Source organism: Sporosarcina sp. GTC18466 (assembly GCF_055389225.1).
The window spans coordinates 2,182,056-2,206,454 of the sequence record NZ_AP044037.1 but is presented as its reverse complement, the minus strand read 5'-3'; the positions used below and the strand labels follow the sequence as shown (position 1 = coordinate 2,206,454).

27 protein-coding genes are annotated in these 24,399 nt (G+C 53.2%); 9 read left to right on the top strand and 18 right to left on the bottom strand.

All coding sequences use genetic code 11. The annotated features are described in order from the left end of the window. Positions 1–5: 5 nt before the first annotated feature. Positions 6–152, bottom strand: coding sequence for a YfhE family protein (locus tag ACZ5FK_RS10780; protein WP_464804910.1), 147 nt, complete (start codon positions 150–152; stop codon positions 6–8). A gap of 76 nt (positions 153–228) precedes the next feature. Then, on the bottom strand, positions 229–2,418 hold the full coding sequence (locus ACZ5FK_RS10775) for a YhgE/Pip domain-containing protein (RefSeq protein WP_464804909.1): 2,190 nt from the start codon (positions 2,416–2,418) through the stop codon (positions 229–231). Positions 2,419–2,566: 148 nt separating this feature from the next. Here ACZ5FK_RS10775 and ACZ5FK_RS10770 point away from each other — a divergent pair, with 148 nt between their 5' ends. Next, positions 2,567–3,289, top strand: coding sequence for a ZIP family metal transporter (locus tag ACZ5FK_RS10770; RefSeq protein ID WP_464804908.1), 723 nt, complete (start codon positions 2,567–2,569; stop codon positions 3,287–3,289). A 38-nt stretch (positions 3,290–3,327) separates the two neighbouring features. On the opposite strand, the gene ACZ5FK_RS10765 is transcribed toward ACZ5FK_RS10770, so the two are convergent. Continuing rightward, positions 3,328–3,480 carry a hypothetical protein gene (locus ACZ5FK_RS10765; RefSeq protein ID WP_464804907.1) on the bottom strand — a complete coding sequence of 51 codons (153 nt, stop codon included), beginning with the start codon at positions 3,478–3,480 and terminating at the stop codon, positions 3,328–3,330. Between the two features lie 135 nt (positions 3,481–3,615). Here ACZ5FK_RS10765 and ACZ5FK_RS10760 point away from each other — a divergent pair, with 135 nt between their 5' ends. Together ACZ5FK_RS10760 and ACZ5FK_RS10755 are read left to right on the top strand one after the other, a co-directional pair. Next, on the top strand, positions 3,616–3,909 hold the full coding sequence (locus tag ACZ5FK_RS10760; protein WP_464804906.1) for an EAL domain-containing protein: 294 nt from the start codon (positions 3,616–3,618) through the stop codon (positions 3,907–3,909). 124 nt (positions 3,910–4,033) lie between these two features. Continuing rightward, positions 4,034–5,296 carry a hypothetical protein gene (locus ACZ5FK_RS10755; RefSeq protein ID WP_464804905.1) on the top strand — a complete coding sequence of 421 codons (1,263 nt, stop codon included), beginning with the start codon at positions 4,034–4,036 and terminating at the stop codon, positions 5,294–5,296. 203 nt (positions 5,297–5,499) lie between these two features. On the opposite strand, the gene ACZ5FK_RS10750 is transcribed toward ACZ5FK_RS10755, so the two are convergent. After that, positions 5,500–6,960 carry a protein adenylyltransferase SelO gene (locus ACZ5FK_RS10750; protein ID WP_464807418.1) on the bottom strand — a complete coding sequence of 487 codons (1,461 nt, stop codon included), beginning with the start codon at positions 6,958–6,960 and terminating at the stop codon, positions 5,500–5,502. A 174-nt stretch (positions 6,961–7,134) separates the two neighbouring features. Between ACZ5FK_RS10750 and ACZ5FK_RS10745 the strand changes: the two genes are divergently transcribed. The 4 genes from ACZ5FK_RS10745 to ACZ5FK_RS10730 all read left to right on the top strand — a co-directional run bounded on the left by ACZ5FK_RS10745 (position 7,135) and on the right by ACZ5FK_RS10730 (position 9,965). Then, positions 7,135–7,374, top strand: coding sequence for a YkuS family protein (locus ACZ5FK_RS10745; RefSeq protein ID WP_464804904.1), 240 nt, complete (start codon positions 7,135–7,137; stop codon positions 7,372–7,374). Between the two features lie 386 nt (positions 7,375–7,760). Beyond that, positions 7,761–8,477, top strand: coding sequence for a toast rack family protein (locus tag ACZ5FK_RS10740; protein WP_464804903.1), 717 nt, complete (start codon positions 7,761–7,763; stop codon positions 8,475–8,477). A 147-nt stretch (positions 8,478–8,624) separates the two neighbouring features. Continuing rightward, a complete protein-coding gene (locus ACZ5FK_RS10735) occupies positions 8,625–9,026 on the top strand; it encodes a GNAT family N-acetyltransferase (protein WP_464804902.1) in 402 nt (133 codons plus the stop codon). Between the two features lie 30 nt (positions 9,027–9,056). After that, a complete protein-coding gene (locus ACZ5FK_RS10730) occupies positions 9,057–9,965 on the top strand; it encodes an NAD(P)/FAD-dependent oxidoreductase (RefSeq protein ID WP_464804901.1) in 909 nt (302 codons plus the stop codon). Between the two features lie 609 nt (positions 9,966–10,574). Here ACZ5FK_RS10730 and ACZ5FK_RS10725 read toward each other — a convergent pair. Both ACZ5FK_RS10725 and ACZ5FK_RS10720 read right to left on the bottom strand, forming a co-directional pair. Next, on the bottom strand, positions 10,575–10,934 hold the full coding sequence (locus tag ACZ5FK_RS10725; RefSeq protein WP_464804900.1) for a hypothetical protein: 360 nt from the start codon (positions 10,932–10,934) through the stop codon (positions 10,575–10,577). Between the two features lie 120 nt (positions 10,935–11,054). After that, a complete protein-coding gene (locus tag ACZ5FK_RS10720; protein WP_464804899.1) occupies positions 11,055–11,354 on the bottom strand; it encodes a hypothetical protein in 300 nt (99 codons plus the stop codon). Positions 11,355–11,484: 130 nt separating this feature from the next. Between ACZ5FK_RS10720 and ACZ5FK_RS10715 the strand changes: the two genes are divergently transcribed. Continuing rightward, a complete protein-coding gene (locus ACZ5FK_RS10715; protein ID WP_464804898.1) occupies positions 11,485–11,637 on the top strand; it encodes a hypothetical protein in 153 nt (50 codons plus the stop codon). 176 nt (positions 11,638–11,813) lie between these two features. On the opposite strand, the gene ACZ5FK_RS10710 is transcribed toward ACZ5FK_RS10715, so the two are convergent. The 3 genes from ACZ5FK_RS10710 to ACZ5FK_RS10700 form a co-directional block, all read right to left on the bottom strand. Next, positions 11,814–12,638: a dimethylarginine dimethylaminohydrolase family protein gene (locus ACZ5FK_RS10710; RefSeq protein ID WP_464804897.1), complete on the bottom strand. Its 825-nt coding sequence runs from the start codon at positions 12,636–12,638 to the stop codon at positions 11,814–11,816. 88 nt (positions 12,639–12,726) lie between these two features. Then, positions 12,727–13,020 carry a hypothetical protein gene (locus ACZ5FK_RS10705; RefSeq protein ID WP_464804896.1) on the bottom strand — a complete coding sequence of 98 codons (294 nt, stop codon included), beginning with the start codon at positions 13,018–13,020 and terminating at the stop codon, positions 12,727–12,729. A 31-nt stretch (positions 13,021–13,051) separates the two neighbouring features. Continuing rightward, positions 13,052–13,555, bottom strand: a complete 504-nt coding sequence (locus ACZ5FK_RS10700) for a methylated-DNA--[protein]-cysteine S-methyltransferase (RefSeq protein ID WP_464804895.1) — start codon at positions 13,553–13,555, stop codon at positions 13,052–13,054. 83 nt (positions 13,556–13,638) lie between these two features. Here ACZ5FK_RS10700 and ACZ5FK_RS10695 point away from each other — a divergent pair, with 83 nt between their 5' ends. Continuing rightward, entirely contained in the window at positions 13,639–14,529 is an 891-nt protein-coding gene (locus ACZ5FK_RS10695; protein ID WP_464804894.1) for a DNA-3-methyladenine glycosylase family protein, read from the top strand. Between the two features lie 164 nt (positions 14,530–14,693). Here the strand turns inward: ACZ5FK_RS10695 and ACZ5FK_RS10690 are convergent, their stop codons facing one another. From ACZ5FK_RS10690 to fabG, 9 genes are all read right to left on the bottom strand, one after another. Then, positions 14,694–15,998, bottom strand: a complete 1,305-nt coding sequence (locus ACZ5FK_RS10690; protein WP_464804893.1) for a D-serine ammonia-lyase — start codon at positions 15,996–15,998, stop codon at positions 14,694–14,696. 56 nt (positions 15,999–16,054) lie between these two features. Then, positions 16,055–16,915: a D-alanyl-D-alanine carboxypeptidase family protein gene (locus ACZ5FK_RS10685; protein ID WP_464804892.1), complete on the bottom strand. Its 861-nt coding sequence runs from the start codon at positions 16,913–16,915 to the stop codon at positions 16,055–16,057. A gap of 763 nt (positions 16,916–17,678) precedes the next feature. After that, entirely contained in the window at positions 17,679–18,497 is an 819-nt protein-coding gene (kynA, locus tag ACZ5FK_RS10680) for a tryptophan 2,3-dioxygenase (RefSeq protein ID WP_464804891.1), read from the bottom strand. After that, the gene (kynB, locus tag ACZ5FK_RS10675) at positions 18,494–19,126 is read right to left on the bottom strand and encodes an arylformamidase (protein WP_464804890.1); all 633 of its coding nucleotides are present in this window, start codon (positions 19,124–19,126) and stop codon (positions 18,494–18,496) included. The genes kynA and kynB overlap by 4 nt, the downstream gene beginning before the upstream one ends. After that, a complete protein-coding gene (kynU, locus tag ACZ5FK_RS10670; protein ID WP_464804889.1) occupies positions 19,123–20,394 on the bottom strand; it encodes a kynureninase in 1,272 nt (423 codons plus the stop codon). The genes kynB and kynU overlap by 4 nt, the downstream gene beginning before the upstream one ends. Before the next feature lie 111 nt (positions 20,395–20,505). Then, positions 20,506–21,117 carry a response regulator gene (locus tag ACZ5FK_RS10665; protein ID WP_464804888.1) on the bottom strand — a complete coding sequence of 204 codons (612 nt, stop codon included), beginning with the start codon at positions 21,115–21,117 and terminating at the stop codon, positions 20,506–20,508. Then, positions 21,114–22,244, bottom strand: a complete 1,131-nt coding sequence (locus ACZ5FK_RS10660) for a sensor histidine kinase (RefSeq protein WP_464804887.1) — start codon at positions 22,242–22,244, stop codon at positions 21,114–21,116. Before ACZ5FK_RS10660 ends, ACZ5FK_RS10665 begins: the two co-directional genes overlap by 4 nt. A gap of 67 nt (positions 22,245–22,311) precedes the next feature. Then, positions 22,312–23,364: a Delta(5) desaturase DesA gene (desA, locus tag ACZ5FK_RS10655; protein ID WP_464804886.1), complete on the bottom strand. Its 1,053-nt coding sequence runs from the start codon at positions 23,362–23,364 to the stop codon at positions 22,312–22,314. Positions 23,365–23,491: 127 nt separating this feature from the next. Next, the gene (gene fabG, locus ACZ5FK_RS10650; RefSeq protein ID WP_464804885.1) at positions 23,492–24,232 is read right to left on the bottom strand and encodes a 3-oxoacyl-ACP reductase FabG; all 741 of its coding nucleotides are present in this window, start codon (positions 24,230–24,232) and stop codon (positions 23,492–23,494) included. Positions 24,233–24,399 lie beyond the last annotated feature (167 nt).

Genomic DNA, 24,399 nt, shown 5'->3' with positions numbered 1-24,399 from the left:
TTTCGTCATTTCTGCGGCTTGTTGTTGCCGTTATCGTTTTTCGCTGCGTTATCCGCGCGCTTAAAATCCTTGGCATAGAGAACTTCCTGTGCATCCTTCAGTCCGTTGTTCTTGTCTGTCAGCGTTTCGTGCGGCTGTTTGTTCTCCTTCATGGAAACACTCCCTTTCGTAAAGTCTCTCCTTCTTGTTGTTCCCCGAATGGCGCTGCCCTAATCGTATTTCCTCAAATCAATGGAACAGGCCCGACTCCTTCGATTTCTCGAGCGTCTGCTGCGTCTTCCGGTTGATGAAATCTTTGAACAGAATTCCAGCCAGGAACACGACGACCGCTGTCACAACCAAGAAAAGGAGATCGGCTCTCACCCGTTGCCAGACGATGCCGCCGACCGCTTCGCGCATCAGGTCGATGGCGTACGTGAACGGCAGGCCAGGATTGATCGCCTGGAAAAACTTCGGCAGCAGCATGACCGGGTATGTTCCTCCGGATCCTGCAATCTGCAAGACGAGCATGACGATCGCCATTGCCTTGCCGATGTTGCCGAATAGCGAGACGAACGTGTAGACGATCGTCATGAATACGAGACTGATGAACAGCCCGAACAGGACAAACATGGCCGGGTTGTTCACCTCCACTTTCAGGATGAACAGGTCGCCGAGCGTGACAATCAGCGTCTGTGCAAGACCGATGGAAGCGAATGTCAGGAACTTCCCGACATAGATCTCCTTCGGCGTCGCCTGCAGTGCATGCGGTTCCGTCGCAAGCAGGGAGATGAGCAGGAGGCATCCGACCCACGTCGACAGCACCGTGTAAAACGGCGTCATGCCAGTACCGTAGTTTTTGATTGGGAATAGCTTGTTTTCGTTAAGTACGATCGGCTCTTCGAAGAACCCACGCTCCGCTTCCGGATTGTTGCGGAGCAGTGCGATGATCTGGTTGATATCGGTTTCACCCTGTACGGCGCGGATACGGTCTGCCAGCACCTGTATCTTTTCAGCGATGACCGGATATTTGGCAAGTGCACTGTCAATCGATGTCTGCCCATCTGCGAGATGTGCCGATGTGCTGGTTACAATCCGTTCCGCTTCCGGCAGCGCTGTTTGGATTTCGGTCAGAGTCGTGCGGCCTTTCTGCAAGGTGCCTTTCGCGCGTTTCACCTCTGCCCGGATGGTCGGCTCAATCGTTTCGCTGTAATCCCGGGCGAATCGGTCGAGCTTGACGGATACATTTCCGGAGATGTCCTGGATGTCCGCAATCGCATCCTCAAGCTGCTGCTGCCTGCCCTTGAGCAGGTCACTGAGCGAGCGGGCGTTGCGCTGCGCTTCTTCCATCAGCCGCTTCAAGTCCGCGGTACGCTCAATCGCCGCTTGCACGCGCTCAGCCCGCGCCGGATCTGCCGGAGGCCCCTCGCTCTCCGCGGCGTCTTGATCCACGAACCCTTTCAGCCAGACAAGATCCTCCTGGACGGCGCCGACTTTCCCGATGGCATCTGTCATTTTGGCGTCTACCTGTGTTTTCGCATTATCCAGTTCTGTGAAATCAATCTGGACGGAGCCCGCCCTCTTGAAAAAGTCATTCACTTCTTTTGAGATACGCTGTGCGGTCTCGAGGTCTTTGCGGATCGAAGGCGCCATCTCATCCAGCCGCGCTTCCGCCGTGTTTAGATAACCGAGTGTCCGGTCGATCGTCCCGAGTCCTTCTGAAACCGTCTGTCTTGCGCCAGGCAAGGCGAGCTGCGCTTTCCGCACCAGCTGACGCGCCTCTTTTGCGTCCCCTCTCGTTCCGACAAGCGTGCTATATATGCCCGGAAGCTTCTCCTCTATTTCAAAGACATAGTCCTCGAACCGCTCGATGTCCGGCAGGTCCTTTTCGATCTCGATGCCAAGCTTGTTGAATTGATCAAAGATAACTTCATTCACCGTCCCGACAAACTCACTGCTGACATTCTGGACGATGACGCTCGCCCCTTTTTCCGTGATCTTCGGCGCGATGGAATTCAGTTTTTCATTCACATAGTAATCAATTTCGGATTTCTGCGGATTGCCGGAGACAACCGTCGCAAGACGCTCCGAGAAGTCCTCCGGGATGATCAGCACTGCAAAGTAATCACCGTACTCGATCCCTTCCATCGCGGTTTCCCGCGTGGTGAAATGCCAGTCCATCGACCGGTTGCCCTTCAGCGTATCGACCAGTTTGCCGCCGACGTTGATGTCTTCGTCACGGACCTCGGCCCCTTTATCTTCATTGACAATGGCGACTGGCAGCTGATCCGTGTTCGCATATGGATCCCAGGACGCAAAAATATTCAGCCATGCGTAAAGGGACGGCAGGAAAATCAGGCCGCCGATGATGACCGCGGCCACCCAGTTGCGGCCGAGGCTCTTCAAATCGTGTATGTAGATGGACCAGCTGTTCCGCATGACGAGGACCCTCCAGACATCGTGCTTTCAGGCAGAGTATACCCTTGAATGATGCCGGTAAATCGTGGACGGGCGAAAATCCGGGTACTGCCCGGCCCGGCCCGGACATACACTTCCATATCCAGATTCGTAAGGAGGAACTGCGGTTATGCCGATCCTTACCACTATCTTCATCGCTTCCTTCATGACACTCGCCGGCGCACTTCCCGTCGTGTTCATCAGGCAGATGTCTCATAAACGGAAGGACATGCTGCTCGCGTTCACGGCCGGCGTCATGGTCGCCGCCTCTACCTATAGCCTGATCCCAGCAGCCCTGCATATTTCCAGTTTGTCCATCCTATGCGCCGGGGTTTTATCGGGAGCCGCCGTCCTGCTGCTGCTCGAAATGTGCCTGCCGCATACCGATTTTCATTCTTCATCTGACCAGGTGACGTCAGGAGCGTTCCTGCTATTCATTACCATGGTGCTGCATAATCTGCCGGAAGGCCTGTCGGTCGGCGTCAGCTTTGCAAGCGGCGTTGCAGACCTAGGCCCTCTCGTCGCGATTGCCATCGGCATGCAAAATATCCCGGAAGGATTCCTGCTCGCCCTCTTCCTTGTAGCCCAAGGTGCAAGCCGCCTGAGAGCGATCTATTACGCGACAATCGCCGCGTTAATGGAGTATCTTGCTGCACTCGCAGGACTGATCTTTGGCGAACAGATTGCCGGTATCGTTCCGTACGGCCTTGCCTTTGCAGCCGGTGCGATGCTGTTCATCGTCTATAAGGAATTGATACCGGAAAGCCACGGAGACGGCCACGCCCGGTCGGCGACAATCACTTTCCTTCTGGGCCTTCTTGCGATGATCATGCTGACAAGTTACTTGGAATGAAGAAAGAACCGGCAGCCGCTCGCGGACGCCGGTTCTTCTTATGCGTTCTTCTCCTGCTGTTTCTTCACTTCGTCGTGCGCTTCTTTCTTTATGTCGTCCACCTGTTCTTCCGCTCTTTTGGCCGCTTTGTCTGCGACGGATGCGGCATCGTTCCGGTTCTCTTCTGCGTTGCCAGAATAACTTTTCGTCAACGTTCATCACTCCTCATCCGTTTCCTATAGCATTCCCGTTTTCTCTGTATTAAAACTTCTTGACAGGCTGCCGTGTCTCTTCAGAAGCAAATGCGCAAGCCGATATATGATGTATCACTGAAGCGAGGTGCCGTCATGGCTGATTTTCATATGATGCATGCGCATCATCATAACCCTTATCTTGTTGTCTTATCCTACCTCATTGCCACTATTTCCGCCTATGCGTCAATCGATCTCGCGACCATCGTCCGCTCCATGATCCAGCTCGGGCATAACTTGAATCTGCAAGTGCTCGTCGAAGGCGTCGAAGAGGAAGCAGAAGTCGACTGGCTGCAGCAGGCTGGCTGCGACCTGATCCAGGGCTACTATTTCTCCAGGCCAGAGAAACCGGAACAATTGCGGCCGATGCTGCAGAAAGTATGTGTATAGGATACAGAACGAATCCCCGGACGGGCAAAATCCGTTCGGGATTTTTCCCGTACAGCCCGCCGGATTGCACCGCCTGTTCGCGGCATGCTACAGTGGGGAGGATAACGAAAGGACGGTACAACGAATGGATAAACGACTGCAGACAATCGCGGATCAGGCAGCCGCGGACTTCGGGCTGGATGCCTATGTGCTCGGGCGCTATTCCACGCACAAGCATGCAAATGAACTCGGCGCGGCTGACTATATTTTCACGATGGAATGGTTTCCGAGAGACGCGGAACTGCCGGACGAAGAAGATCTCAACCCAGACGGCACGGCGGTCATCGATTATATACTCGGCAACGGGCGTTATAAAAGTGTAATTTTCACGATGGATAAGACGTTGGCCACCCGGCGCTTCTTCAAAGACAGGACGGTCACGGAAGCGGCCGCTTTTGTCGAGCGGCAGACAGGCCTCCGGTACATGGAACACTTCTTCGCGGAGGAAGGGCATACCGGCGGTTTCCGGTTTGAAGCGCGGATCGAAGGTTTCCGCCTCTCACCAGGCTTCACGGTGGATTTAGAGTATGACGAGGATGGCAGACTGCTCACCTACGTGACATTCGGCGAATTGCCGGATCTCAGCCTCTTCCGGCCAGAACCGTTCAATTTAACACTTGAGGAAATTGAACCTGCCGTACGGGCGCAGCTGAAGCTGATCCATCTTCCTGACGAAGTGAACAAAACGATTCTTCCTGTCTATGCAGTGGATGAAATATATATAACCGCAGACGGCAAGACGTTCATCCCCTACTTCCCGGAAGAAAGGACAGATAAGCAAATCGGCCAGCTGCTGGAATGGTCGGAACCGCTGAACGGCCAGATCGAACGCCAGCCTGTCTTCGGACATCAGGAAGTCCCCGCAGAACAAGCGGCCGGGCAGCCGGAAGAAACCCCATTTGACTGGAATGACATCGATACCGGCTGCTGCATCCAGCTTGTCACCGATGCGCTTCGGATAGAATACCCGGAATCGAGCGGCATCTGGCAGCTGGATTCGTTGCGCTACGAACACTCGATGATCCTCGCCCGCTGCAGTAAAGCAGCCGCAGACAGCGGAATCATCAGCCCGAAAATCGTCGTCTTCATCGATCCGGACAATATGAAAGTGATCAACCTGGTCAACAACGAAATGATCCACCAAGAAATGTTCGCAGACTACGCGCCATCACCTGGACCTGTCGTCAGTCATGCCGACGCATTTGAAAAAATGCTCCCTTCCATCACCATGGAGCCAACCTATGTCTACGACGTCCACTCGAAAGCCTATATATTATGTGGATTGATCGACTCCGACCAGGCAGTGGACGCGGTAACCGGAGACGTGCTGTCGCTTTCGGAATTATGATGTTCGGCGAGCGAGCGGTTAAGGCGAAGCGACCGTTTACGCGGCGGAACGATCCGTTTAGCTTCGCGAGCGACCGTTTAGCCGGCAGAACGATCCATTTATCCCGTCGGGCGATCTGTTTATACAGAAGAACAATCCGTTTAGCCGGCGATACAGAACCAAAACGCCTCAAAAAAGCGACCGCCTAACGGTCGCTTTTTTCGTTATGTGCCGCAGTAGGTCCGGTATGGAACTCCAGAACTGGACGGCATCGTATAGGCGATCTGCTCTTCATTGTACGCGTATGGATCGGTCAGCACGTCGAGCAAACGGTCCAGCACTGTGAAGTCGCCGCGCTGGACTGCAGCTTCGAGCGCTTCTTCGACTCGGTGGTTGCGCGGGATGATGGCGGGATTGCTGCGACGCATAAGAGAGGCGCTTTCGTCCCCGGATGCGGCCTGCCGGCTGCGGCGGGCGGTCCAGTTTGAATGCCATTTCTTAAAGACGGGCGTTTCGCTCATGGCGAGTTCGTGCTCGGTTCCTTGGGTCAGCGCCCGGAACGTGTTGGTAAAGTCCGCACCTTGCTTTTCCATCATTGAAAGCAGGCCATCGATGAGGCCGGTGTCGTCTTCCTCTTCGCCAAGGAGACCGAGCTTTCGCCGCATGCCGTCCAGCCAGTTATCACGGAACAGTCCGCCGAACCTGGACAGCCGCTCTTCCGCAATGGCGATCGCCTTTTCCTGCTCCTCGTCAAATAGCGGCAGCAATGTCTCTGCAAACCGCGCCAAATTCCAATTGGCGATGCCGGGTTGATTGCCGTAGGCGTATCTGCCTTGTCTATCAATCGAGCTGAAGACCGTCCTTGGATCGTACATATCCATGAACGCGCATGGCCCATAGTCGATCGTCTCGCCGCTGATCGTCATATTGTCTGTATTCATGACACCGTGGATGAAACCGACCAGCTGCCATTTCGCAATCAAAGACGCCTGGCGTTCGAGGACGCCATCGAAAAATGCGATATATGGGTTTTCCGTTTCTCGCGCTTTCGGGTTATGCCGGTCAATCGCATAGTCCGCGAGAGCCTTGACGTCACCGGTCACTTGACGGGCAGCTGCGTACTGGAATGTGCCGACGCGCAAGTGGCTCGCTGCCACCCGTGTAAGAATCGCGCCTTCCAGCACATCTTCCCGGTATACAGGATCGCCTGTCTTTACTACAGCGAGACTGCGCGTCGTCGGGATGCCAAGTGCATGCATCGCTTCACTGATGATATATTCGCGCAGCATCGGCCCGAGCGCAGCCCGTCCATCGCCGCCGCGTGAAAATGGCGTCCTGCCAGATCCCTTCAGCTGGACATCAAGCCGTCTGCCGCTGGGGGTGATCTGTTCGCCAAGCAGCACTGCACGCCCATCCCCGAGCATCGTGAAATGGCCGAACTGATGTCCCGCATATGCCTGGGCGATCGGCCGGCTATTTTCCGGCATCTCATTCCCTGCGAGCACTTCCAGGCCTTCCGCGGCAAGCTGATCCGGATCAAATCCGAGCTCCGCGGCAAGCGGCCGATTCAATTTGACAAGCTCCGGCGAGGGAGAGCGCTCCGGATGCGTATCGGCGTAAAAGGCGTCTGGCAGCTGCGTATAACTGTTTTCCAAATGCCACCCTGTTGTATGCTTATTTTCCATCATGCCGCCCCTTTCAACTTCCTTTTCTATATTGTATACCCGATTATCCTCACTCACATGAATGGCGATTCCTCCTTAGGTTGAATGAAAAGCGTTATTCCATCCCACATAATTGCGAAATCCATGGGAATCATACGGATGCATGTCATTTCAACTGAACAGGAGGGACCTATTATGGTGAAAATCGCAGTCGAGCAGCCATACGAAGACGTGATGGCGGCACTTCAGGCAAAAGGATTCGAAGCGAACATGTTCAATTCGGACGACCATGTGACGGGGTATGACATCGGGATTGTCCGTGCGATTAATGAGGGGAATCCACAAGAGTTCGACTTCCCCGTAATCTCCATGCGAGGCATGTCGATCGAGGATGCAGTCAAAGCAGTTGAGGAAAAGGCGAATCTTCTGCATTAATCTTTTGCAGGCACCGGGGCATCTCTTGCCGCCTCGGTGCTTTTCTTCGTACAAAAGATATGTTCTATTCCGCCAAAAGGCCCGCTCCCCTCTCCCCTGAAAGGTTTATTTCCCGCAAATCATGAACACATTCCCCTCCTCTTCCGTAGAAGATGAAAACTACGATGAGGAGGTACACACATATGAATAAAGCGATTATGCCGCTAGCCGCGCTTCTCTTTCTCTTATCGGCATGCGCAGGGCAGCCCGCTGAACCAGACACATCTTGACGCAGTGACCTAGAGGCTCTCGGACCTAGGACTGAGCTCAATTTCATGCATTCGGCCGGTCATTTCCTTGAGAAATTCGCTTATGATAGAGTCAAAGGATAAAAGGAGCGAAAGCGTATGCAAAAGGTGTTAACGGCAGCCCTCATCGCAGGATTTCTCGTTGTTTTCGGGATTTGGGGGTATAATCGTTTTTTCACGAATGGAACATCAGGGGATGTAGTAATTGAGCAGGACCATGCGAAAAGCCTGAAAGTCGATATCGATTTCGGGTATGGAGACCTCTTCATCACAGGCGGTTCGGATGAGTGGATGACCGGCTCCATCAACACGAATAGCAAGAGGCTGCAGCCTGTCGTGTCGTACAAGAACAAGAAGTCTACCGGCATAATAGCTATCACGCAAAAGTCCGCCTTCCTGTCAGGATTCCGGAAGATACACAATGATTGGGATCTGCAGTTGACCAATCAAGTGCCGATTGACCTTGAGATCGACATGGGGGTTTCCGACTCGCATATCGATCTGTCAGACATCCGTCTCAGCAGCCTCTCCATTGACGCAGGCGTCAGCGATGCGACGATCGATCTGAGTGGCGAGTGGCACGATAGCTTCAAGGCGGACATCGATCTCGGCGTCGGGGATGCGACGATCCTTTTGCCAAAGGAGACTGGTGTACGGCTGACCGTCTCAAAAGGAATCGGCTCCCTTGGCGCAAAAGATTTCATTTCGGAAGGCAAAGGCGTCTATGTGAACGAGGCTTATAAGAACGCCGACGTAGTCATTGACATGAAAATTGACCTAGGCGTCGGAGATCTCGTCATCGATCTTGTCGAATAAACTGCCCCTTCTTTCCTGAAGACATGGGGAAGAAGGGGTTTTTGCGTCGAGTAATTCGGCCAAAGCCCTCTTTTTTTGATTACAACACAATCATTTAGGCTATATAGAAAGAAGGTGGATTTTTAACAATGGAAAGGGGACATGATAATGACAATTACATATACATTCGATCGATCAAAGCTGACTGAGGAGAATGTAGGAAGGCTGTTCCAATCTGTCGAGTGGGAGTCGGCGGACTATCCCGAAGACCTTTTTGCAGCCATCATGAATTCGCATTCGGTCGCGACCGCTTGGGATGGCGACCAGCTGATCGGACTTGCGAATGCCCTCTCCGATGACGCAATGGCTGTGTATTTCCATTATGTACTGACAGATCCCGCATACCAGGGCAGCGGCATCGGAAAAGAGATCATGCGCATGATGCTTGGAAAGTATGAGGATATGCATACGAAAGTCCTCGTCTCCTACCCGGAAGCGGTCGGCTTCTATGAAACGATTGGATTCGAACCGGAACAGAAGAGCGTCCCTATGTATGTGTTCTCCCGCTGATGACAAAGGAAAAAGGAAGTGTACGAACGGATGAGATACGATTGCGCCATTATCGGCGGCGGCCCGGCCGGTCTTAACGCCGCGCTTGTTTTAGGCCGTGCAAGACGGAATGTGGCATTGATTGATAACGACCAGGCACGGAACCGGCCGACGCGGGAAGCTCACGGATTCATCACCCGGGACGGAATCTCCCCGAAAGAGTTCCGTAAAATCGCCCATGCGGAAATTGACCGCTACCCGAGCGTGGAATATATGAAAACGACCGTCCAGTCGCTTGAGCGAATTTCGGACACCCATTACGAGCTGACGACAGCGGACGGGCAGACGATCCATGCGATCAAAATCTTGCTGGCAACAGGACTGAAGGATGAGCTGCCGAACATCCCTGACATCGAACGCTTCTACGGTACCAGCCTGTTCAGCTGCCCTTATTGCGACGGCTGGGAATTGCGCGACCGGCCGCTAGCCGTGATTGCGGATAAGAACGTGTTCAAGCTGGCGAAAGAGGTATTTTCCTGGAGCCGGGACCTAGCTGTCTTTACAAATGGCGAAGGGCGGCTGGAGCTGGAGGAACGCAATAAACTCCTCGCCAAAGGGATCCGCGTCTATGAAGATATCGTTGCTGGCCTCGAAGGCGAAAACGGCCAGCTGCGCAGCGTCCGCCTGGAGGACGGCACGCTAATCGACCGCACCGGCGGCTTCGTGACACCCCTTTGGAGTCATGCCACGCCATTCGCGGAGCAGCTTGGATGCGAATGCAACGAATACGGCGGCATAGAGACCGACGAATACGGCCGCACGAATGTCTGGAACGTCTACGCGGCAGGCGACGCCGCCCATATCGTCCCCTCGCAGCTCGTCATCGCGGCAGGCGCGGGCAGTGCCGCCGCCATCGGCATCAATGGTGATCTGACAAATGAATACTTTGATACGATGTAATGTAAAATCAGCCCGCCTGCGCATGCAAGCGGGCCGATGTCAATTATCGGTCCAGCAGGCGCCGCCTCCGCTCGATGGCGGCAGACCGCTCGCGCTCCTGTCGCAAGCCCTCCTTCCGCAGCACACCGTTCATCCGCGGATCTTGGGCGGCCATCTCTTGCCATCCCGACGGTCCTGTAGCCTTTCGCGCACGCTGGATTTCATCCTCAAAAAACAACATGTCCGAACCCTCCCTCCCCGTGTATTTTAACTCGACATTTCCCCTACACTCTAGCGTACGCGGCTTCTCCCGCGGGACAAGGGATACTTGCACAGCTGCAGGACGAAATATAAAAAGAGCCGTCTTCCGCCAGACGGCTCCCTGCCATTTCCCTTTATACAAATGACTCCATCCAAATGGTCACTGCAATGCCTAACACGATTCCCACGATAATCGTCGCGCCAAAGAGAAAAACCTGTTTCAATGAACTCCTCCCCCTATTTATCCAGTACTAAACTGTATTAGGGGAGACGGAGGATTATACTTCGCAATCCGGATATGCACTTCAGTTACATATAAAAGACCCCATGCAGCAACCAAATGCCGAATGGGGTAACACGCAAATTCAATTATATAGCGGACATGCCCTCAAGCAATGCCTTCGCATCCGCATTCAAATAATGGTGGATATCCTCCCGCGCAAACAGCGACGGATTCTCTGCAAGCGACAATTGCAAGCCCCGCAAATTGAACGTTGAAGCGTACGTATTGATATGCTGGATCTGATTCATCTCCTGCCGGTTCAGCGGCTGAATGCCCGTATCCGCCATCGCAGCCAGCACCTCGACCAACTCGCGGATCTGCCGGGTCAACAAATGAGGATGCTGCTGCAGCTCCGCCATATGCTCCTCCGCCAAACGCCTCGCCGCCACCAGATCCGACGAAGCTACACACTTCTCAATGGCATGCACCAATTTTTTAATATGCATCCATACCCCTCCTGAACGCTCCCATATGGAATGGATAGTCTCCCTACCATAAAGATACCAGCTATGACAGATGACGGGAAGGGACTTTTGGTGCGTTTATGGCAGGCATCAGGAACGGACTCATGAATCCCCCGGAAAACGCCCTTCGGTGATTTTCCGGCCCAATGCAAACCATACATAACTGCCAGCTGCCAGGCCAAGGATGACGGCCATCACAAAGACTGTCTTGCTGAAAAATGCATTCGGCACCTGATGCGCGAGCCAATTACCTCCATAATAGATCAGAATAAAAGCAACCAGCACTGCCAATAGATAAGCCCCGATCAAGGCCAGCCGTCTTGGCACCGTCAGCCGCAAAAACTCGTCTTTCTGCTGATAGGCAAAAAAACCGAAAATAATAAGTGAAATGAGGATAGACATCGGAATGGAACACCTCCCAGTATCTAGTACGAGCCAGTCAGGTTCGAAGATTCAATAGAAACTTCGATTTTTGGGCATAATCCTTCTGATTGCGTGCATCCTACACGCAACCGATTAAGGAGGACTGACGATGAAACGAGAACAGATGCCAGAAGAGACGCCGCTGGCCAAGTTGACTGATGTACAGCTCGAAGCACTCGGCGCGATGGAAAAGGAACTGGGCGTGACCCTCATAGCGTATGAGAATGAAGATGATGGAAAGACAAATATTTTTGAAGGATGAGGACTGCCGGGCAGTCCTTTTTTAATGGGAAGAGAGCTGATTACAGTACAGTCGGATAAATGGACGGGGGCTGCGATTCAACTGGCTCAGCAGGCTTTCATCATGACACGGGATGCCGATCACCCATAAAAGCCCACCAAAAAAGCCGCCCCCGCAAGGGCAGCTTTTCTCTCGTTTTAATCCCGCACAAGCGGCATACTGCAGCAACGGAAGGAGCCTCCAGATTTAATGATCTCAGAGAGGTCGATCTCGATGACTTCGAAGCCTTCCCGGCGCATTGCTTCGTTTACTTTCGGATTTTGCGGCAAGCTAAACAGTTTGCCGTCTCCGATGGAAAGCACATTCGTCCCCATCGTGAACTGCTCGTCCGCCTCCACTTCAATCAGTTTAAAGGTAGCTGCGAGTTCATCGACCGTCTTCTGATCGAATGCCGGCGGGAAAATGAGCGCGACGCCGGGTGCCAGGATATTGAAAACGCAGTCGAGATGCAGATAGCTCTCGTCAAACGGGAGCGGTTTGACAGTCCGTCCTGGCAGCGCGGCCTCCAGTTTTGAAGCGGCCGCTTCGCATGTCCGGCTGCTGATCCCGACGTAGACGGTGTCGCGGTCGATAATGACGTCGCCGCCTTCCACTTCGCTCGTTGCAGCGCGGTAAGGAATGCCCTGTTTTTCAAGCCACTCGATCAGCGTCTTTTCCTCACCTTTACGGATATCTTCCGCCATTTCCGCCACAAAAACGGTGTCGCCGATTGTAAAACCGATATCACGCGTAAAGACCTGCTCAGGCAGCTCCTCGGACGGTGAAAGTTTGATGACGTTGACGCCGTTCTCCACTAACGCTTTCTCAAATGCATTATGCTGCAACATCGCTACGTTTGTATCTATATTTTCATCAATATATTCTTTCTGCACCTCATTGATGGCATCCTCGATCGCCATATGTTTCGGCGGACAAAGAATAACCTTTTTGAGAGTTCCATATTCCGTATTACAAGTAGTCATGGTTGGTTCTTCTGCTGTTTTCACTGTACAGATGCCTCCAAGTCGAGTTGTCATTTCTACTATTCCCTGTTACCAGGAAAATGAAACATCACTCGCCGTCGAGGTCTGCCCTGCAATTTCGGTCTGACATGATTGGACTATACTCCGTCATCGTCTCTTGAAGCGGTTGCAACAATTCTCCCGGCACACCATCCATCCCTCCGCTTGGGATTTTCCTGATCACAAGCTCATCCTCTTTCAGGATGGCCAGCACCTCTTCCCCGGCCTGAAGCTTCAAATGCGCTAGAACTTTTCCGGTTATGGTGACCGCAAATCCTTCTTCCGATTCGATGATCCTTTCGTACGTATAGGACGGCTTACCGCCATTCCATTGATCCTCCATCCAAATCCCTCCCGCCTCCATTTTCCCCAAATTACGATGAGATGATACGGCCTTCGAGCACTAACAGCCGGCCCTTCATCTCAAGACCTCCGCGAAAGCCTGTCAGCTTTCCATCCTTTCCGATGACACGGTGGCAGGGGACAGCCAGAAGCACCGGATTCGCCCCGATCGCCGCGCCGACTGCCCGCACTGCGGAAGGCCGTTTGACCGCTTCCGCAATATCGGCATAGCATGCTGTCTCGCCGTACGAAATGTCTTGAAGCGCACGCCAGACGTCAAGCTGAAATTCGGTCCCCTTCAAGTCGACAGGAAATGTAAACGTCTCCCGCCTGCCGTCCAAATAAGAGATGACTTCCTCCATCTCTGCTGAAAGCTGTTCCTCATCTTGCCTGACAGAGGCATCCGGCAGCCGTTTTTGGCACCATTTGTTGAAATCCCCGTCCGCAGTATCCAAGTAACAAACACCATGTTTCGTTTTAGCGATCATAAACGGCCAGCCCTTGTGCTCGCCTCGCGCCCAGATGATTTCATCCAAATCGTCCACTCCCCTTTCAATACTCTTATTATACCGACTGGCGTGAGGCTATGGTACAACTATAGGAAAGGGAGGGTAGCCGCATGGAAAAATTTCATATTCATGTGCCGGATGAATTCAGTTTTCAGCAGAACATCCGCTACTTGGCGGAGGCCGGGAATGAATGTATGTACGAAGTGAAGGATTCCCGTGTCCGCCGGGCAATTAGACTAGAAGGAGAGGAACCTGCTGTCTTCGAAGTGGAGGAGAATATGGACGGAGGCTTGCTCGTTACCGTGTTTAGCGAGCTGACAAACGAGGGTCGATTAAAAATCAAACGGTTCATCACTGACTGGTTTGACCTAGAAACCGACTTACAGCCATTCTATGAAATGGCGGAAAATGACCGGTATTTGAAACGGGCGGTCACAGAGTTTTACGGCTTGCGGAATATGGGCATTCCTGATCTGTTCGAGGCCGTTTGCTGGGGGATTATCGGCCAGCAGATCAACTTGGCATTCGCCTTCACGTTGAAAAGGCGGTTTGTAGAGGCTTATGGGGAATCTGTCGAAGCTGAGGGCACATCATATTGGCTATTTCCCGAGCCACACGTTATTGCCCGTCTCACTGTCGAAGATCTGATGGCCCTGCAGATGACAAGACGCAAGAGCGAGTACCTCATCCATGTCGCCGATCTGATTGCAAGCAGGGACCTGACAAAAGAAAAGCTGCTTGCCGCAAAAGACTTCAAGGATGCGGAACGAATGCTGACGCGTATACGGGGCATAGGGCCATGGACCGCTAATTACGTCCTTATGCGCTGCCTCAGATTCCAGTCCGCTCTCCCGCTTGCAGATGTCGGCCTTCTCAACGCCATCAAATTTCTTGATAATCTTGAAGAAAAGCCGACCCGGGAAGCCGTACTCGAGATTTTCGCTCTTTGGGGAGGATGGGAAGCATATGCTACGTTCTATCTTTGGCGATTCCTCTACTAAGATTAACCTATATTCGACTTTAACACCGTTATTTCCCGACTTATTGCAATGAAATATTTATTCCCAAACTTCTATCAAGAACCAGAAACCTTGATATGACAAGGCTTTATGAAAATACTTTCCCGGGAAATATGTCGATTTCCCGGGAAATAAAGAGTATTTCCTCACCGGGCAAGCTGATCTTTTCCGATGCCATAGTAGATATCCATCTCCTCTTCAGGCACCATTCCGCCGCCCGTTCCCCATACAAGATGCGTAGCAGTAACCGACTTTGCGTCTTTCACATTCTCAGAAATCATTCTTAACGGACCTGTCATTCCGGCTAGGGCTGATGGTTCCAGGCGGATATTCTCTGAATCCGCAAGCATGGCGAGCGAGCGGAACAGTCTGTTGTCTGAAACGGTGAAACAACCTGCAAGCAGGGGGTCCATCACCTTTCCGACAAATCCTGATGGCCTGCCGACCGCGAGTCCGTCAGCCGCCGTCTGATTATCCAGCCCGATATCCTCGACTGAAATATCCGCATGCAGCCGAGTACACATTCCAAGCAGCATGGCGGGCGAGTGGGTCGGTTCCGCGAAAAAACAATGGACATGATCGCCAAACACGAGTTTCAGCCCGAACGCCACGCCGCCAGGACCGCCTCCGACGCCGCATGGCAAATAGACGAAAAGCGGATGGTCCTGATCGACCCGGATTCCCTGCTTTTTGAACTGCCCGGCAAGCCTCTCACCTGCGACTGCGTAGCCGAGAAAAAGATCCTTGGAGTTCTCGTCATCAATGAAATGACAGAGCGGGTTCTCTTCCGCCTGTCTGCGGCCTTCTTCGACCGCCTTGCTATAGTCATCCGCATATTCGACAACCAGTACGCCCTTCTCCCGAAGGAGCTCCTTCTTCCACTCTTTTGCATCTGCTGACATGTGGACGGTCACATTGAAGCCGAGTTTCGCACTCATGATCCCGATGCTAAGTCCAAGATTCCCTGTCGATCCGACAGCAATCTTATGCTTCGCAAACAAATTCCGCAGCTCCGGCTCGTCGAATTTCTCATAACTGTCGCCGCTGCTCAGCAATCCATGTTCAAGTGCAAGCGTTTCGGCATGCTTCAACACTTCATAGATGCCGCCCCGCGCTTTGATTGATCCTGAAATGGGCAGTGCATTATCCTCTTTCAGCCATACTTGGCCTGGAATCGACATGCCGCCGAACTGCTCCAGCGCTTTCTGCATCTGAGGGATTCTCGTAAGCGGCGATTCGATCAGTCCGCCTGCGTCCCGTGTTTCCGGAAAAACCCGTGCGATATAGGGAGCGAACCTGCGAAGCCTTCCTGCCGCGTCCTGGACATCAGCTGCCGTGATGCCGGACTGCCGGATTCCCATTGCAGCACTTTGTACATTTGGGTTCAGCCAAAGCAGTTCCTCCTTTGCCGCCAGCTGTTGCACGAGCGGCATATCCTGCCATCGTTCCATGCGAGTCCCCCCTTACTATTCCCTACAGTATAGCACGCGAAAAGGCGCTCCGCTTTTCATTGGCGAAGCGCATAGGCATCCAGCAATTCCCGGGTCACATCAAACCGCGTTGGCCCCGAGCTGCCATCATCCTTTCCGGCCCCCATGACGATGGTGATGATGCGTTTTCCGCCGTAAATTCCTGTACTCGCGAAACAGGAGCCGGCCTTCTCGGTATAGCCTGTCTTGAGACCATCCATCCCGCTTACCGCATCAGGCATTCCAGGCAGCATGGCATTCGTACTCCACCGGCGCACCCCCTCTTCTGTCGTGAAATCCGTCATCTTCGTAAATTCAAGAACTTCCGGATGGTGCTCCAGCAGCTTTTGGGCAAGCGCCGCGACATCCCGGGCGGATGCAATGTTGGTCCGCTCTTCATCCAGTCCCGTTGCATTGATGAAACGGGCACTGGCAAGGCCAAGCTCGTCCGCCTTCTCGTTCATCGCCTCTACAAATCCCTCTTCGGAACTTGCCGTCATCCCGGCAAGCGCGATGGCTGCGTCGTTTGCGGAGATGACCGTCATGGCTGTAAACAGCTCATGCACCGTATAGGCATGCCCTTTCTCAAGGCCGAGCGCCGCCATTCCAGGCTGCGCCATTTTACGGATCTCTTCATCACCCGGCTGATAGACATCATGCCAGTCAAGATCACCCGCCTTTATGGCGTCCAGCACAAGATACTGTGTCATCAATTTTGACATGCTGGCGATCGGCAGAGGCTCCTGGCCATTTTCTTCGTATAAGATCTGGTTCGTATCCGCATCCATCACGATTGCCGCTTTCACGTTCTCCGCATCGTCTCCGGTCAGCGCCGATCCTTTCATCCATCCGGCGACAGCCAGCGCAGCGACCAGCAGCAGAGCACCTAGTTTCTTCATCCTACCGCCCCCAAGTTTTGGTTATCACTATCTTCCCACTGAAACATGAAGAATTATGCATCGGCTTTCTGAAGAATTTCTGAAGATAGGCGTACAGGCATCGGCACACACCGCAATGACACGCCTTGAATATAGTGAAAATAACGATAAGTCCGCCAAGCAGTCCGCTTTGGCGGATGGCCGGGGCTGGTCTCCTGGTCTACCAAGGGAGCGTGATGCATATTCCATTGTATAAGGATATTCTTCTAGTCCGATTGTGAAAGGAAGAAGATGCTGTACGAACGGGCAGCCTTGCCTCTGTGCGTATGCCGCATGGACCTCAGGCTGCAGGATGGATCGCAATCTCCCGGGTGGGGCAATGGGCCGAAACGGTTCGGGGAGGGGTTCCTACGGCCGAAAAGACGTTCAATTCGGCAGGTTCATTGCCAGCTCGGTTTTTTGGAATGACGTGAGACTGAAAAGTGGAGTGACTGCGGGGCAGGTTGAGCGGTGGTAACTGGCGCCGGATTTGTAGCCAGGCGGTGATAAACTTGCTTCAGCCGGTGATAAAGTACATCTAGCCGGTGATAAACTGGCTCTACCCGGTGATAAACTTGCTCCAGCCGGTGATAAAGTACTTCTACTCGGTGATAAACTGGCTCTACCCGGTGATAAACTCCTGCTACCCGGTGATCACGCACCAAGCGGGCCAATACACTTCTGCTATTTCCTACATACGCATCAAAAAAGCTGCCGGATATGCCGCCTGGCAGCTTTTCGCATTTTATAACTTGGTCCGCACATCCCACAATTCCGGGAAGAAGCGGTGGTCGAGCACTTGCTTCAGATAGCTGACGCCCGAGGAACCGCCTGTGCCGGACTTGAAACCGATGATCCGCTCGACGGTTTTCATATGGCGAAAGCGCCATTGCTGGTGGCTGTCTTCGATGTCGACGAGCTTCTCCGCAAGCTGATACAGATCCCAGTAGGTATCGACATCACGGTAGACCGTGAGCCAGGCGGCCGCAACTGTCGGATCGCCCTCATAGGTCACGGAGTAGTCACGCTTGAGCAGCTCCGGGTTGATCGCAAAACCTGCACGGCTGAGTGCGCGTATGGCGACGTCGTAAATGCCAGGTGCATGGTAGGCGGCCGTCATTTCACGGGCAAGCTCCGGATCCTTCTCATAGATCTTGAGGATATGCGGCTGTTTGTAGCCGAGCGCGAACTCGATCAGCCTGTTCTGGTACGACTGGAAGCCGGACGCACGGCCGAGGCTCTCTCGAAACTCCATGTATTCCGCAGGGGTCATCGTCGCGAGGACATCCCATGCCTGGATGATCTGCGCTTGGACACGCGACACGCGGGCAAGCATTTTGAACGCTTCCGGCAGTTCCCCTTTTTCAATCAGCGCAATCGCCGTATTCAACTCATGCAGAATGAGTTTCATCCACAATTCGCTCACCTGATGGATGATGATGAACAGCATTTCGTCATGATGGCCGGACAAACGCTCCTGACTCGCAAGCACCTGATCCAGGCGCAAGTACTCGCCGTATGTCATATTGTCTTTGAAGTCGGTATGGATCCCCTTTTCCGTCATCCGTGCCACTTCCTTACAACGGCGCGCACAGGACTTCCGTCTGCGTCCTGCAGCGGGAGCGGGAGCGCAATCAGTTCATAATCTCCCGGCTCCACTTCGTCCAGCACGATATTTTCAAGAATCAGCACACCATTCTCATGAAGCGAGTGATGCGCGTCGAGCGACTTGCTCTTCTCCGGATCGACGGAAGGCGCGTCGACCCCGACCAGCTTCACGCCCCGCCCTTTCAAGAAAGGTCCGATATCCGCCCGCAGCACCATATAATCTGCAGGGAACTTACCTGTATTGCGTCCTTTTTCGCTCTTCAATAAAATGCGCGTGGCACCGCCGAAGTCGAAGGCCTCCAGATCCGCACGGCCGACGCTTGCAAGACCCGATACATCGATAACACGCGCTCGGCCGATATACGTATCGACGGGCAGCTCATGCACCTTCTTGCCGTCATTGTCATAGTGGAAGGGCGCGTCGATATGCGTGCCCATATGCGTGCTCGTTACCAGCCTGCCAATGTTGGCAGAACCAGTGTCCTCTTTCTTAAAAGCGACTTCGTACTGGAATGGCGTGTCGCCCGGCCACTCTGCAATACCGTTATAGAGCGGCTGCGAAATATCAATCCATCCTCCCGTCATGCGACAACCCCCCTCTTGTTTTCGAATTGCTCATAGCGTTTCTCTTCCATGATCGTTTTCAAGATCTGGACGGTATGCCAAACGTCTTCAAACGAATTGTAAAGGGCGACCGGCGCAAGACGGATGCCGCTCGGTGCGCGGAAATCCGGGATGACGCCGTCTTTTTTCAGCGCTTTGCAGATGCGTGCCGCTTCCGCATGCTCCAGCAAAATATGGCCGCCGCGGGAATCGTCAACCGGGTTGCCAATCGTAAAACCTAGCCCTGCTAGCTCCGCCTCGGCCAATTCCAGCATGAAGCCGGTTAGGTGCAGCGACTTCTCCCGTACTGCCTTGATGCCCGCTTCTTCAAAGTACTCGAGCGAACCGAGCAGCGGGGCCAGACTGAGGACATGCGGCGTGCCGATCTGGAGTGCACCTGCCTGCTGCGCCGGCGTCATTACATGCTCCATGTCAAATTGCGCTCCCTTGTCTGACCCGAACCAACCGGCTAGACCCGGAACGACAGGCAGATGCTTTTCGTGGATGAATAGCCCGCCGACAGATCCCGGACCTGCGTTCAAATGCTTATACGTACACCAGAACGCAAAATCGGCGCCCCAGTCATGCAATTCATGCGGAACAGAACCGATGGAGTGGCAGAGATCAAAACCGATCGGAATGCCGCGCTCGTTCGCCGCTTTTGACAGGCGTGCCATATCGAGAACCTGACCGCTCCGGTACAGCACCCCGGGCAGCACGATCAGCGCCACCTCATCCGTCATCGCTTCAATAAGATCATCTTCACTGAGCATTCTACCGTCACGGCTTTTTGAGCGGATCAAGTGCTCATCCGGGTCGTACCCCTTCAGCTGAAGCTGGCTTTGCAGCGCATAGATATCTGACGGAAAGTTGAGTTCATCCGCCAGTATCTTCGTGCGTGTGCCAGACGGCTTGTAGAACGTCGCCGCCAGCTGATGCAGATTGCCTGTCGTGGAACCGGTTGCAATCACCTCATGCGCTGATCCCCCGACGAGCGGCGCCATCTTACCGCCTGCCTGCTCGGACAGGTAGTACCATGGGTGCCCGCCTTCCGTCCAGCCGTCAATGCCGAGCGTCTTCCACGATTCCAAAAGCTCCTGCAGCGTACGCTCTGCACGTTTCGAAAGGAGGCCCAGCGAATTGCCATCCATATAAATTGCGTTCTTCACTTTATAAAATTCTTCACGATATATGGCAAGCGCATCCTCCTGATCCAACTGCCGAGCACGTGCCAATGTCGTATCTCCCATGCCAATTCCCCCTTTTGTCATCTTACGAAAATGATAGCATAGAATATGGCCGAAAATCCTTGCACTACAGGCATATAACCTAAAAAACCCCGCATCAACAGGCGATGCGGATCATTTATGCCAGCCTTTCTCTTTGAAACGGGCAATCGCTTCGATTCGGTTGCCGGCTCCTAGCTTATCAAGGATGGTGGAAATATAATTGCGGACCGTACCTGGGGTGAGATACAGTTCGCCGGCAATCTCTTTTGTCGTTTTGCCATCCGCAACAAGACTGAGGACCTGGCTTTCACGTTCGGTCAGCGGATTTTCGGTTTCGTCGCTGCCGCCGTATGCAATGTCGACCAGTTCAGGCGCGTAGATGCGGCGCCCGTCCATGATGGCGTGAATGGAGGCGACCAGTTCCTCGATCGGGCTGTCTTTCAGCAGATAGCCGCGTACGCCTGCTTTTCGGGCCCGTTCAAAATAGCCGGCACGCGCGAAGGTCGTGAGGATGATGATTTTCACCCCGCTCACCTGCAACGCCTCGGCTGCATCGAGTCCCGTCTTCACCGGCATTTCGATGTCCATGATGCAGATGTCCGGCCGCTGTTCATTCACCATCTGAATCGCCTCTTCGCCGTTTCGGGCCATGCCGACGACTTCCATATCGTCCTCCATGTTGAGCAGCGAACCGAGCGCCCCCAGCATCATACCCTGATCTTCCGCAATGACAATCCGGATCATGCCGACCCCTCCTTTCCTTGATGTGTGATGACGAACGGTACACGCATCGTAAGCGTCGTCCCTTGATCGGTTTCAACCGTGAGACTGCCATTGATGAACTCGAGGCGCTCTGCGATGCCGCGCAGCCCGCTTCCTTCAAGGCCCGTCTTCTTCAGTCCTATCCCGTTGTCACATACGCTCACTATGAACTCATTCGGCCCCTTCTCAAAATGCACTTCGCATCGTGTCGCGCCGCTATGTTTTACGACGTTCGTGACCGCTTCCTTAAGGCACATGCTCACCACATTTTCCACATGGCCCGGCAAGCCCGTCGATTCGGCCTCCCCTTCGATGACCGTTTCCATCTCTGCCGCACGGAGAATTTCCCTCACCCGGATCACTTCATCCTGGAGTTTAGTCGCCCGAATGCCCGCGACAAGCTCACGCACTTCCTTCAGCGCGATGCTCGCGGTGTTGCGGATATCGCTCAATTCCTGCTCGGCGGCTGCCGGGTCACGCGAAATGAGCCGACGCGCCAGATCACTTTTCAACCCGATCATCGATAGCTTCTGGCCAAGGGTATCATGCAGGTCTCGGGCGATCCGTTCCCGCTCCTCGAGAAGGACGAGCTCCGAAATCCGTTCCTTCGCATCTTCCAGCTGCCCTTCAAGGTTCTCCCGTTTATTGCGGTAATACAAATTGAATGGAAGCAGGATGACCCCGATCACTGTGATAATGACAAAGTGGAGCTGCGTCAAGAAAAGGTGGATATCGATGAAGAACCCCGACAGGATGGAACTGATCGTAAAGAAGATATGCAGTCCATACATGATGAAAAAGCCCGTCGATCTCCGGATGTTGCCGATGAAGAATGCCGTGAAAATCGACAAGTACACATATCCGAACAAAAGCGTCATGACAATATTGATGGCGATTTCAAAACTGAGCCACATATACACGAGGCCGCTCTTTGATTTAAATGAAAAGAAATACGACAGGAAAAACAGCAATAGCAGAGCGATGCCGACGAGGATGCTGATCAGATTGGAGGAACGGAAAATGAAAAAGAACGGCAGCAAGCAAAAGATGATCCATGCATATATGCTGAGCCACGGATTCCGCGGAAAAATACTATACCATTTTTGCATACTGTCACCTTCCCTTGCCAAAGCGGCCGCCCCCCCTGTCGGGTGGCAGCCGCTGATTATTCTATGATCACTTACTGTCCAGGCTGGTACGCTTCCGTTTCAAATCGAGCGATACAGCCGGCATTTTCATCTGCCGTCTTACTTCCTTGAACGTCACGAATGTTTTATGTTCCGGATCGTACAGCTTATAGCGGAGCGATTCGAGACTCGTACGGATCGTAATAGTCGTTGCCTGGTGGAGTGGAGGCGTCGAATCATGCGCAAGCTCCAAGTTATAGTTTGGCACTCGCGGTGCCAAGTGATGGACGTGGTGGAAGCCGATATTGCCTGTCGCCCATTGAAGCACTTTCGGCAGTTTGTAGTACGAGCTTCCTTCAACTGCAGCCTTCACATAGTCCCATTCCGATTCTTCCTCGAAATAGGAATCCTCGAACGTATGCTGGATGTAGAACAGCCAGATGCCGAGCGCAGCAGCGACAAACATGATCGAGCCCTGCACGATGAGGAACGACTGCCAGCCGACGAGCCAGATAAGCAGTCCATAAACGACGACTAGAATGACATTCGTCAAATATGTGTTCATTCGCTCTTTACGTCTCGCATCTTTGCGGTTAAAACGGCTGGAAATCAGCACTAGATAGAGCGGTCCGAGCCCGAACATGACGAACGGATTCCGGTAGAAACGGTATGCGAGGCGCGTCCATTTAGAAGCTGCCTTGTATTCGTCGATGGTGAGCACCCAGATATCGCCGACGCCGCGCTTGTCGAGGTTTGAACTCGAGGCATGATGGATTGCATGCTCACGCTTCCACTTTTCATACGGGAACAGCGTCAGGACACCAGTGATGGTTCCTACGACATCATTTGCTTTTTTATTCTTGAAAAACGAACCGTGTGTGCAATCATGGAAGATGATGAATGTGCGCACGACGAATCCGGCTGCGACAATTGCAAGCGCGAACGTGAGCCAGATGGAGACAGAAAGACTTTGATAGGCCAAAAACCATAACACCAGAACTGGCGGCACTGTATTGATCAGTTGGACGACACTCTTTTTCATATCCGATTTTGCATATGGCGCAACAGCCTTATGCAACTGCTTCGTTTTCTCTTTACTCATGGAAACGTTCCTCCCCTTCGGAAGATGTTGTTGTTACCATAGTAAAGCGTTTTCAGAAAATGCAGTAGACATAAATGTCATGACTTTTCATATGACAAGTATCACTTTTTGTGAAAACGTTCACAATCTATTTCAGCATGCCGCCATCCACTTCCAGCACTGTCCCATTCACGAAATCCGACTTATCGGAAGCCAGGAACAGATAGGCATTGGCCACGTCTTCCGGCTTGCCGAGCCGCGTAAACGGCGTCAGCATGTGAATCTGCTGCATCACCTTATCTGGAATCGTCTCAATCATATCGGTTTCGATGAACCCCGGGGCGACTGCATTCACATTGATTCCCTTCGGTCCATACTCCTTCGCCCATGTACGCGTCATGCCGATCACGCCTGCCTTTGAAGCTGCATAATTCGTCTGCCCGATATTCCCGCCGGTCCCCGCGATGGACGACGTATTGATGATTTTCCCTTTACCCTGCGCAAGCATCGCCGGCAGGAATGCCTGCGTGCAATTGAATACGCCGGTCAAGTTTACGTCTAGCACCCGCTGGAAATCGGCAGCCGTCATCTTTACAAGCAATGCATCCTTCGTGATGCCAGCATTGTTTACAAGGATGTCCACCTTGCCGAAATGCGACATCACGCGCTGCGCAGCCTCCTTTGCTGAGGCTTCGTCTGCAACATCCGTTTTAAAAAACTCGACTTCGATGCCTTCCGCATGCAAGGCCGCCGCTGTCTTCTCTCCAGCCGCCTCGTCGAAATCCAAAATCGCAACCTGCGCACCCTTCTTGCCAAACAAATGCGCCGCCACCGCCCCAATTCCATTCGCTCCGCCTGTAATGACTGCCGTTTTTCCCTCTAGCCGCACTCGATAGCCCCCTACTACTTTTTTTGATTATTCTCATCCTACCATAGAGACCGGCTGGCAGGAAGCGGAAGCTTGGCGGCAGGGGATTGCTTCATTCGGCAGGCAGGTTGCTTCTTTCTGCTTGCTGGTTGCTTCGATTGGCAAGCGGATTGCTTTATTGGGCGGGA